The 775-nt window shown below is 57.5% G+C and carries 1 protein-coding gene; it reads right to left on the bottom strand.

Annotation, left to right across the window (positions count from 1 at the left end):
• Positions 1-661, bottom strand: a 661-nt coding sequence (locus tag AC1DSG_RS31495) for an MBL fold metallo-hydrolase (protein ID WP_477794344.1), incomplete at its 3' end; no start/stop codon positions are given.
• Positions 662-775: the final 114 nt, after the last annotated feature.

The following is a 775-nucleotide window of genomic DNA, read 5'->3' as shown; positions in this document are numbered from 1 at the left end:
CCTCTGGGTGCGGCCACTGGACAGCGTGGAAGTGCGCAGTATCACCCCACACCAGCATGTTGGCCGAACCTGAGCTGACCAAATAGGCGGTATGGCCCGGCGTATGGCCGGCGGACGGTACCACGCGAATGCCTGGCACGATTTCTTCGGCGCCGGTAAGGGGCTTGAAGCGACTGATTGCCGCATATGGGGCCACGGCATTCTGGGCCATTGTGATGAATGCATGCTGCTCGGTCGGCAGGCGCGTAGTGGACTTGGCATCGAGCCAGAAGTCGGCGTCGGCTTTTCCTGCCCAGACTGTTGCATTCGGGAAGTTCGCTTTGSCTTCGGTGGAAGTGATACCGCAGAAATGATCAGGATGCATATGGGTGATCAGCACCGTATCCACGTCTTCCGGCTTGTAGCCTGCGCTCTTGATGCTTTCCATCAACCGCCCCATGTTCGGGCCAAAGCAATCTGATGTACCTGCATCGATCAACACGAGGTTCGTTGCGGTATGTACCAGGAAGGCATTAACGGATGCGTCAAGTGGCGCTTCCGGGTTCTGAAACATTCGCGTCATCAGAGTTTCGATTTGCTGCTGATTGCCGTTCAACAGCTTAGGAGGCATAGAGACGTAGCCGTCATACAAGGCTGTGACCACGTGATCACCGACAGCCATGCGAAAGAAACCAGGGGCTTGGTTAACAGGCGGTACGGACGGCGCGGCATGCACGATATGCGACGCAGTCAGGCCGAGGCCGCCCACGAATAGAGCAGTGGTCAGTCGACGAGA

Source organism: Pseudomonas sp. P5_A12 (genome assembly GCF_056400685.1).
The sequence above is the reverse complement of the archived record's forward strand: the minus strand, read 5'-3'. Positions and strand labels throughout refer to the sequence as shown.